The sequence below is a fragment of the Sporanaerobium hydrogeniformans genome (assembly GCF_002735925.1).
GTDB lineage: Bacteria > Bacillota > Clostridia > Lachnospirales > Cellulosilyticaceae > Sporanaerobium > Sporanaerobium hydrogeniformans.
Genome location: NZ_PEDL01000040.1, coordinates 1 through 10,563 on the forward strand (window position 1 = coordinate 1; position 10,563 = coordinate 10,563).

The following is a 10,563-nucleotide window of genomic DNA, read 5'->3' on the forward strand; positions in this document are numbered from 1 at the left end:
GTATTAGCGTTCGTTTCCGAACGTTATCCCCCTCTATAGGGCAGGTTACCCACGCGTTACTCACCCGTCCGCCACTAAGCTTTGGGAGCAAGCTCCCTTAGCTTCGTTCGACTTGCATGTGTTAAGCACGCCGCCAGCGTTCATCCTGAGCCAGGATCAAACTCTCATAAAAAAGTTTGTCCATGCAACCTAAGTTGCTGACTTATTACTTAGTACTTTATAGTACTCACTGAACTTAAAGTTAAGTTCATGAATCGACTGGTTTTATGGTTACTATTTTGTTTTCAATGTTCATCTTTATTGGCTTTATCTGTAGCGTTTATCGCTACCGACTTGTATTATATTACCTCATTACTTTGCATAAGTCAATCTTTTTTTTACTTTTTTTGATAAATGTTAAACCATAAGGAAAAGCTTACTCTCCTAACACTTTTTACAGAGTAAGCTTTTTCATAAAAATAGTTCTATTAATTATTTCTACCACAACATTTTTTATATTTTTTACCACTTCCACAAGGGCAAGCAGCATTACGTCCTACATCTAACTTTTTAACAATAGGTTGATTTTTAACAGATACTGGACGAATTTCATCGTTAGTAAACCCTTTATTAATCCACTTACGCGTATTGTTTGCTACCATCTCAATATGTTCTATAGCTTCTCTTTGCTGAATAGGATGAGTTATCTCTATTCCCATAGCTGCCCATTCTTCTAACATCAAATGAGTTGCTGACCCATTAGTTGAACAATCTACACGGGCAATCATTGTTACTACTAAAACAGCTTCTTCAATAACTTCTTCATCTTCTATAAAGTTCTTTTTTAAATAAGCTTTTAATGCCTGTACTTGAAGGGTATTATCGTAATAATCTTCATCACTTATTTTATCAATATACTCTTTGGCAGGTATAAAGTAAGGTTTATCCTTTGTTGCAAGGATAAAGGCCTTTAAATTATTACTATCTACAGCATATACCGTTTCATCTGCTAAATAACCTTCTTCAACCGTTAATCTTGAAGCTAATTCATCATCCTTTTGAATAAACTCAATAAATTCTTCTCTTGTTAACTGTGTTTCATAGTCCCTATTATAAAGGGATAGTGCCCACTCTATTTCTACTACACCATAAAGATTTAAAAGCCCCATGACATGAGTACGTAACTGACTGTTTAACTGAACTTTATCTTTAATTGTCTTCCTATCTAATTTAAGATAAGCTTCTTTTATTCGCTCATCTACACTTATTATTACCTTCTCCTCATCTTCTGAGAAGTCAATTAATCCTAATGCAATAAGATTTACATACTCTAACAACAGTTCTCTTTCATCCGTTAAGCTACCTTTTTCTATTACTTTCTCAAAAGCTACTAAATCTTCTTTGCTAAGGTTAACAAGTGCTTTATCCATATGAGCAGGTATAAGATCTATTAAGGTTTCAATCAACTCAGCTTTTTTTAACTTATAAGCGCCTTTCACCTGATAGATCTTAGCGAGCTGATCTAGCTCTTTTTTTGTATAGTTTAATAGCATCTTGTGCCTCCTATTCTTATAATGTCTCTCTTTTTCTCAGCCTATTTTAACACACTGTACTATACGTGACTAGTATTGTAAATTTGGTAAATTATTTATGGCTATTCCTTGTTTTATCTCAAAATTTCCCCAAGCTTTTACAAAAGGTGTTAATAAATGCTTTTTTTATACACACCTCATTCACAAAAACAACGACTTATCCACATGTTATCCACTGTTTTTGTGGATAACATGTTTGAAAATATACTTTTCTAATAAAAATCTCCTTTATTTACCTTATCTATTTATACCATCAGCCTTCCTATTATAGCTACATCTAGTTTATAATACAAGTTGATTTTCTTCCCATTTTAATTGCGTAAATCTTATAGCTTCTTTTTGTAAACGTTGTCTCTCTTTTTCTTTTATATGTTTTTGTTTTTTATAAGCTTCTGAGTAAGTATAGGTTTCTTTCAATACTAAGGTAGGTAAAACAATTTCCCCTTCTACTAATTCCCCAACAAAACTTACTTCCCCCTTTGCTGTTAAATAGGCTGTATAAGCTGCCACTAATGCATCTAGTTTAGCTGGGCGCATGATTTTTTTATTTAAGAGCCATCTTTCGACTCCCTTGATCCCCCATTTCTCCAAAACCTCTATTCGCTCTCTTTGTCCTATAATGGTTTCCTTTTTATTGGGAATATGTTTAAGTAAACTTACATAAGCTCCATGGGAGAAAACTTCTATAAAACCAAATTGTGGCTGTTCAATACTTAAGCTCGTAATCAAAGTATAACTTGCTTCTTCTATTTGTTTATAAAGGGCAAATCCTGACCACATCCACTCTTTTAGATCCCTAAGCATAGCAATATGCTGTGGCGTAGAATAAATTTGTATATTCCTCTTAGAGAGTTCATACTCACAAACCCGTTTATTATAATGTCCTCTTAAACCCTTTTTTAAAGTTTTTCTATAGGTAGGATTATTCATAAGGCCTTGACTCAATTTATAGGGCGCATCCACAGCGATTACCTTCGGCTTAAGCTCTTCCATTAGGTTAACTACTTCCTTTGCCCCAAAACAAGTAAGCTGACAAATCCTTAATTCTCCATCTAAAATAGCCACCATAAATTCTTTTAAATATATGCTAATACCCATAAAATATATTGTCTGCTCACCTTTCATCTTTACCTATTCTCTCCTATTGTTTATTCTTTTTCATCTCAAAAATTACTGTTATTATATATAATTTTTAAGACTCTATAAAGTATATCTACACAATATTACAAAAATTTTATTTATAAAGCATAGACACCCCTTTAAACTCCATTAAAAAAGGTCTCATAAAACTTACAGCTAAGTATTATAAGACCTCCTTTTATTGCTATTTATTTATGCTTAGTCATTTATTACATTAAGTTGTTTTCTACATGAGTCGCTGCTTGTGGCTCTATTGTAGTAGCTTGACCCTTAATTTGATTATATACATTTGCCATAGTAATATTCATATAGGGAACCAGCCATAAACTTCCAATACCTAATGTAAAAGGAACAAGAAGTCCCCATCCAATGAAAGATAAAGAAACAACGAAAAGCTCCCATTTATGACCCTTAGTAATTTGTTTACTTTTTTCAAGAGCTTCCATGACTCTCATCTCAGGATTTTCAGCTAAAACATACATTGCCATAGAATAACTAATCGCTTTAATAATACCAGGAATAATTAATAATAAAGACCATAAAGCTGTAAAAATACCGATAACAATGCTTAAACCCCATGCCTTTAAGAAATTCTCAAAACCTTTGAAAATATCTCCTACATCTGGTTTTTGCTGGCTTGTAAATTTAAGTGAAAAAACAGCCATACCAAGTGCCATAACACCTGAAAGAATTGTTGTACCAATCCAGCCTACAAACGGAATCATACTAATAACTGATCCTGCCATCATCACTAAACTAGCCAGTAAAAAAGCACCTACTGCTCTCCCCCAATACCCACTTAATTGTGCTTTTGCATCTGTTTTTGCTTGTACTCTTTGTACCATCTTCCATTTCCCCCTTAAAATAATTATGGTATAAAGTAAGAATACTTTTCCTACCTTTCTAGTATATTATATTTTTTTTAGATTATCTATGAAAGAGCTTAGTTTTTATGAAATTTTATAAATTTTATAAAAACTATCTAAATAGAGGAAGCTATAAGTTTACTATTTAAGCTTTAATAAACTAAATTTAATTGCCGTATAGCTCACTTCCGAAGGCAAAGCTTCTTTAATAGGCTTCAAGAGTGTCGTACCACAAATTTGAATAGCTTCTATAATTTGTTTCTCATATTTTTCTGGAATAAAGTCAGCGTAATCAACCTCTAAACCTTCTTCTACACACTTCACCAAATGATTTTCTACAGTTAACTCTGTAAGATTCCTCTCTTTCGCAATTTCTTCAAGCGTTAATCCTTGTCTGTAGAGAGAATAAGTTAATTTATGGCTATCCCTAGGTGCAGATTTAGTTGGAATAGTAAAACCAGTTGCCATAGATGGTGAAAGCTCTTTTTTAATAGTGTGCGTCTCTACATATTCTTTAATAAGTAGTATAAAGTTTTCGCCGTATTTTTGGAGTTTATGTTCCCCTACTCCAGATACCTGCAAAAACTCTTCTGCTGTTATAGGGTACCGTTTACACATATCTTTCAACGAAGTATCAGGAAAAATCATAAACGGCTGAACCTTGTGCGCTTTAGCTAATTTGTAACGCTCTTGCCGTAAAAGTGTAAATAACTCATGTGCCTCAACTCTCACTTCCTCAGGCAGTTCCTTTTGCCTCATAATAAGGCGTCTAATAGTTATCTTTTCTTCTCCCTTTAAAACAGGATAACTTTGAGGAGTTAGTTTCAAAATAGGATACTGATTACCTGCTAATAAAAGATAACCTTCTGCTATAAGAAAGGAAATCAACTCTTTAATACTCTCTTTACTATATTCCCGCATTAAGCCATAGGTAGATAATTCATGAAAGTTGAAGTCTCTAATCTTTTGAGTATTTGCTCCCTTTAATACATCCGTCACTAAGGTACTTCCAAATTGCTCACGCATCCGCCTAACGCAGCTCATGATAATCTGCGCTTCCCTTGTGATATCTGTTTCTTCTATCTCATTGTTACAATTCCCACAGTGTTTACAGTCTTCCTCTAATGCTACTTGTCCAAAATACGTTAAAATATAACTTCTTAAACAGCCTTGGGTATTACAATAATCCACCATGTGATTAAGCTTTTGATAATCTTGGCTATGATCTACTCCAAGGCTAGCATTCTCAATTAGGAAACGATTGGTCATAATATCTTGTGTGCTAAAAAGCATAATACACTCAGCTGCCTCACCATCTCGACCTGCCCTTCCAGCTTCTTGATAATAACTCTCCATATTCTTGGGCATATTGTAATGAAGTACAAAGCGTACATTGGGCTTATCAATTCCCATCCCAAAAGCGTTAGTTGCTACCATAATAGGCATTCGGTCATAGAGAAAATCCTCTTGATTCTCTGACCTCTCCTGCTCACCTAGTCCTCCATGATACTTAGTGGCTAGTATACCTAGCCGATTAAGACGTTCACAGACCTCCTCTACGTTTTTACGTGTGGCACAATAAATAATGCCGCTTTTATCTTTATTTTCAAGGAGATACTGACGAATTTCTTCTAGTTTATTCTGCGGCTTACGTACCTCGAAGTATAAGTTAGGACGATCAAAATTACTCACCAGTTCAAAAGGCTGCTCTAACCTTAAAAGCTTTATAATATCTTCTTTTACTAAAGGGGTTGCCGTAGCTGTAAAAGCTGCTACTACTGGACGCTTTTCTAAATGTGAAAGCATTTGACTAATACGTCTATAGCTAGGTCTAAAGTCATGCCCCCACTGACTCACACAATGCGCTTCATCTACCGCTATAAGCGAAATAGGTAATTCTTTCAAAAGGTCTATAAAACTCTCTGCTTCAAGCCTCTCTGGTGCTACATAAAGGATTTTATAAGCTTTTTCCCTAGCCCCCATCATAATTCCTCTAAACTCTGTCATGCTTAAGGTGCTATTTATAAGTTCTGCCTTTATGCCATACTCCTTTAGTGTATCTACTTGATCCTTCATCAGTGAAATCAAAGGAGAAATAACAATGGTTATACCCTCTAAAAGTAAAGCAGGGATTTGATAGCATAGAGACTTGCCCCCTCCTGTTGGCATAATCCCAATCACATCCCTACCCTCTATAATGTGATTGATTAATTCTTTTTGTCCTGGCCTAAAGGCATCATAACCATAATACTTTTTCAGTATTTCCTTTGCATTCATCTTACCTAACTCCTTATTTATCCCATTTACTATTTAATATATTAACATAAATACCTTTTATTAAACATAAATGTGATTTTATAGACTTAAAATTTTATAGGCACTTAAATACCCTACTACCATATCCCTCTAAACTTACTATGCCTTGCTCCATTTTTCCGTGATACATATTAAGCATCTCTTTTTTTAACTCAACAGTTACTGGTTTCTTACTATAATTTAATATAAAAATATATTTCTTATCTTCTTTACTTCTTACAGCTATCTCACACTCCTGAGGCACCCTAATATAATCCTCATATGGATTTTCTAAGCTTAATTTTCTTAAAAATAGCCGACTAACTTCTTCCGTAAAAGTGCTTCCGAAATAATAAACTTCTCCTTTTCCATAAGCATGTTGTATAAGTGCAGGAGTCGCCTCGTATTCGCCTGAACAGTATCGCCCTACCACCTTACCTGCTCCTAGAGGTTGCATAAAATCTGTAAATACTTTTGCCTCTATTCGCTCGCCTTCCCATTCTATTTCTATAGGTTCATCATCAAGTGCAACAAATGAATACTCCTCTACATCTGTAGCCGTTAAGTCTTGTAATAATCCTGGTAATCTTAACATGACACATTTCCCATTTATGTCTTTGTAACTGGAATGGCACCCAAAAATGATCTTCCCTCCATTGCACACGTATTCTTTTAAAATTCTAGCACGCTGCTCTGTCATAATGATTGCATGTGGGTAAAATAATACTTGATAAGATTGTAACTGTTGTAAAGTCGTATTGTCGGTAAGGTAAATGTAGTCAAAGGGTGTATGAGTACCTTGCAATGCTTCAAATAAACCTTGCTCGCTCACTGAATTAATCCTCTTATGCCAAATATCTATCTCCTCATCCCATACATTATCATAATCTTTGATGATGCCTACTCGCGCTTCATACCTTGAACCTACAATCTCCTCTATGGTCTCTATCTTATGATGAAGATCCTTTAGCTCCTTTAATCTTCTAGTATCCCTATTGGAATAATCCAAAATACCATGCCAATACATCTCAGTTCCTATTGTGCAAGTTCGCCATCTAAAAAAACTTACATAATCTGCACCATGGGCAATGCTTTGCAAAGTCCATAGTGTCATTTGTCCAGGCTTTGGTGCAGGTGTTTCCATCTGTGTATTCCATCCATTTGCTCCTGACTGCTGTTCCATAATGCCAAAATGAGGAGAAATAGAGCGCACTTCTGTTAAGTTTCTACTCCAATTTCTATCCTTTAACTTCTTAGCAGGTATTGCTTTTTGATTCAAGCAATATGCAAAATTAGGATAGGAATCATAGGTAAAGACATCTAAGCTTTCCTTACTCATTTGATGATTATCTAAATGATCAAACATCCCATTGGTAGTAATAAAATCATCTTTTTTGATATATTTTTTCAAAATATCACTTTGCATCTTTACAAAACGACGCGCACTTTCAGAGATAAAACGTATGTAATCTAACATTAAATGTGGATTATTTGTAGCGATAGGTGTCCTTTTAGGTAAGTCAATCTCATCCCAGCTAGTATAAGTTTGATTCCAAAAAACAGTTCCCCATGCCTCATTTAACTGATGAAGCGTCTTATATTTTTCTTGTATATATGCTCTAAATGCATGGGTATCTGCCTCTGAATAAAACACATCCATATGGCAATTTATCTCATTATCTATCTGCCATCCTATAATGCTTACATGAGAAGCATAATGAAGGGCCAGCTTCTCAACAATGCGCTTACATAATTCAATATACTTTGGTGAGTTATAAGTATAGTGACGCCTTCCACCATGTTGATAGGTCACACCATTTATATCTTTATTTAACACCTCAGGATAAGCCTTAGTTAACCATGCGGGCGGAGTAGCTGTTGGTGTACAAAAAATCACCTTCATCCCAACTTCTTTTGCAATTTCTAAAAATTCATCAAAAAAATCATACGTAAACTGACCTTCTGTTAATTCAAATTTACTCCATGCAAATTCCGCAATACGCACGGTTTGTATACCATGGTCAAGCATGCGTAGCAAATCGTCCTTCCACATTTCTTTTCCCCAATGTTCAGGATAATAACACACACCCAAAGATATCTTTTTTCCTATTTGCTTACTCATACATTTCTCCTATTCTTCTCTTGCATAGTTTAGACTCTATCTATTAAATTTGTATCATTAAATTACTTTTCATCCTCTTCCTGCTGTTTTCTTAAGCTGGCGCTACTTTCTCTCTTTAATCGTCTAAATACAAACAGAAAGATAATACTAACAGGAATAACAGCAGCTAGTTTAGGTAATAAATCCTTTGAAAAAAATATGTTTTTTGTTTCAAAATGAGGCTTTAATAATGAGCCTGTAGCTTCACAAACAGGGTATTTCTCCTTTTCCCATGTATGTGTAAATTGCATAGATTTGTCGTTTTGATTAATATAGCGCATCTCTAAAAGGCTTCCGCTATCTGCCCAAGTTACATCTACATGATAATAGCTTCCCCCTATTTCTACTAAATTCCACTGATGTCCCTGCTTCCTAGACTCTCCAATAATCATTTGACTTGGTACACCTACTGCATTAAGTAGATAATTAAGCTCCTTAGAGTAGCCATCACAAACAGCCCTATTATCCACAATAGCTCCATAAATGGTATGAGTAAGAGGTGGATAATCCCCATCACTTTGCCTATCTTGTGAATAAGCTGTATTCTTCACAATATAATCTAATAAACTATATTCCTTTTCTAAGTCCGTCATCTGAGGCTCTATAGCTTGAACCATAATATATTGAAGCATTCCCTCTAGCTTTTGTTTGTAATTTTCTTTAACCGCTTTTTCCCCTATATTATAGTCAAAGGTTATCTTTAGTAAATGTTTATCATAAACAGCCTCCTTTGTGTAGTTCATTTCATAACGCTGAGGCCTAGTAGTGATAGGAAAGGTACTTCTTACTTTTTGAATAGCCTTGTAAATAGTTTCTTCATTCATCCAATCTTTGTGAATATTTAGCTCGATACTCTCTTCCATATTTTCCATAGCATATTTAAAAACTTCTACTAAATCTTCTTCACTAGTTACTTCCCAAATTTCCTCTTTTTGTAGTGGAATTTCAAAAGCTTCTAAAGACATTTCTCCCTTTTCATCAAACTTAGAAAGATAATAGAGTCCTGGCTTCACTAATACTGTTCCAGATTCTACCTCGTAAGCTGTGGAGCCATCCCTACTAAGCATTGCTCTTGGCACATCTATAGTAAGTGTATAAGGTGCTCTAACCTCTCCTTTTTGTTCAATAACAATAGGATTCTTTACGGGTGTAAAAGCAATAACTCTCTCCTCGAAAGGCATACTTACCTCTGAAAAGAGTAAAGAACAAATGGTAATAACACCAATAATACGTACGAACCACTTACGCACTATATACCCTTTATACTCCTTTTTCCTACTCTTTACTTCCTCCAACAACTCTTGCTCTTCTTGCGTTAATCCCTCTTGCAACTTCTTTTCTTCTAAATAAGCTTCATAAGCATCTAATTGCTTTTTATAATTTTTTTCATCCTTTTTCATTTCATCTTCCTCTTCCTGGTTTCCTACCTCTTCAAGCTTCTCATTCATTATACCTTACAGACTTTATAAATCAAATGAAGCTTCCAAATATTTTATTCATATTACGCATCTACTTTATTTATCGGTGTACCTCTTGCAAAATAAATTAAAACTACCTATAATTAAACTATTTTTAGGAGGTTTATTTTATGGATCATAAGCAATCTCGGTTTTCTCTTAAAGTCATTATACTTATCGGCCTTTTTAGTGCCATTTGCTACGTAGCTCTTTTTTTTAAAATCCCTATTCCTTCCCCTGTAGGCAATCCCTTCCTACATATGGGAAATATGTTTGTCATTTTAGCTGCACTTCTCTTTTCCGGTACAATTGGTGGTTTATCAGGCTCTATAGGGATGGGATTTTTTGACTTAATGAATGGTTATGTAGATAGTGTACCAAAAACAGCTCTTCTTAAATTAGGTATTGGTCTTATTACTGGTCTTATCGCTTCAAAAGGACATAATAAAGCAGCTAAGTCACCTCTTAAATGGATTGCCTTAGCTGCTACTGTATGCATCTTAGCAGGCCTAGCTCTTTTAGCTGTATCTTTAACCTTTGGAAATGAAATTGCCATCCAAGGTATTGAAAAGAAATTTGTAGTAATCCCTATGTTATACATTTTTTCTTTTTTATTAGGTATAGGTTTAAGTATTACCTGTGTCTTTATAAAAAAGTTATCTATTAAGCTTCAATATGCTATTATCGGAGCTGTAGCAGGTATTGCCTTTAATTTATTAGGAGAATTCCTTTTTGGAACCCTTAAACTACTGCTTGTGGGAAGTACTTTTGTACCAGCTGTTATTGGCTCTGCCATAAGCTTGCCTGCCACACTCATTAATGGTGTCTTTTCTATTATAGTAGCTATTATCCTTTACATCCCCCTTTCTAAAATTCTAGAAAAAATGCACTTAGGCATTTAGCCCTATAAAAAAGCAGTCACTTCTGAACCGACCCCCAAAAGTTAGACCTGAAAATCTAACAATTGGAGGTCGTTTTTTTATGGCAAAATATGATTATGAATTCAAGAAAAAAATTGTAAATGCATACATGAATGGCGAAGGAGGAAAACGGTTTTTAGCAAATAAGTATGG

Annotated in this window: 7 protein-coding genes and 1 rRNA gene; 1 reads left to right on the top strand and 7 read right to left on the bottom strand. The window is 34.6% G+C overall.

Annotated elements, in window-relative coordinates:
• The 7 genes from CS063_RS16870 to CS063_RS16900 all read right to left on the bottom strand — a co-directional run.
• Positions 1 to 172 (bottom strand): 16S ribosomal RNA (locus CS063_RS16870); the annotation flags it as partial.
• Between the two features lie 295 nt (positions 173 to 467).
• Positions 468 to 1,532, bottom strand: a complete 1,065-nt coding sequence (locus tag CS063_RS16875; protein WP_099450851.1) for an SEC-C metal-binding domain-containing protein — start codon at positions 1,530 to 1,532, stop codon at positions 468 to 470.
• A gap of 321 nt (positions 1,533 to 1,853) precedes the next feature.
• The gene (locus tag CS063_RS16880; protein WP_099450852.1) at positions 1,854 to 2,696 is read right to left on the bottom strand and encodes a DUF429 domain-containing protein; all 843 of its coding nucleotides are present in this window, start codon (positions 2,694 to 2,696) and stop codon (positions 1,854 to 1,856) included.
• A 224-nt stretch (positions 2,697 to 2,920) separates the two neighbouring features.
• The gene (locus tag CS063_RS16885) at positions 2,921 to 3,556 is read right to left on the bottom strand and encodes a DUF975 family protein (protein WP_099450853.1); all 636 of its coding nucleotides are present in this window, start codon (positions 3,554 to 3,556) and stop codon (positions 2,921 to 2,923) included.
• A 162-nt stretch (positions 3,557 to 3,718) separates the two neighbouring features.
• Entirely contained in the window at positions 3,719 to 5,854 is a 2,136-nt protein-coding gene (gene recQ, locus CS063_RS16890; RefSeq protein WP_099450854.1) for a DNA helicase RecQ, read from the bottom strand.
• Positions 5,855 to 5,948: 94 nt separating this feature from the next.
• On the bottom strand, positions 5,949 to 7,994 hold the full coding sequence (locus tag CS063_RS16895; RefSeq protein WP_099450855.1) for a beta-galactosidase: 2,046 nt from the start codon (positions 7,992 to 7,994) through the stop codon (positions 5,949 to 5,951).
• 62 nt (positions 7,995 to 8,056) lie between these two features.
• Complete coding sequence (locus CS063_RS16900) at positions 8,057 to 9,481, bottom strand: transglutaminase domain-containing protein (protein ID WP_099450856.1); 1,425 nt, start codon at positions 9,479 to 9,481, stop codon at positions 8,057 to 8,059.
• 140 nt (positions 9,482 to 9,621) lie between these two features.
• Here CS063_RS16900 and CS063_RS16905 point away from each other — a divergent pair, with 140 nt between their 5' ends.
• On the top strand, positions 9,622 to 10,392 hold the full coding sequence (locus CS063_RS16905; protein ID WP_099450857.1) for an ECF transporter S component: 771 nt from the start codon (positions 9,622 to 9,624) through the stop codon (positions 10,390 to 10,392).
• The last annotated feature ends 171 nt before the right edge of the window (positions 10,393 to 10,563 follow it).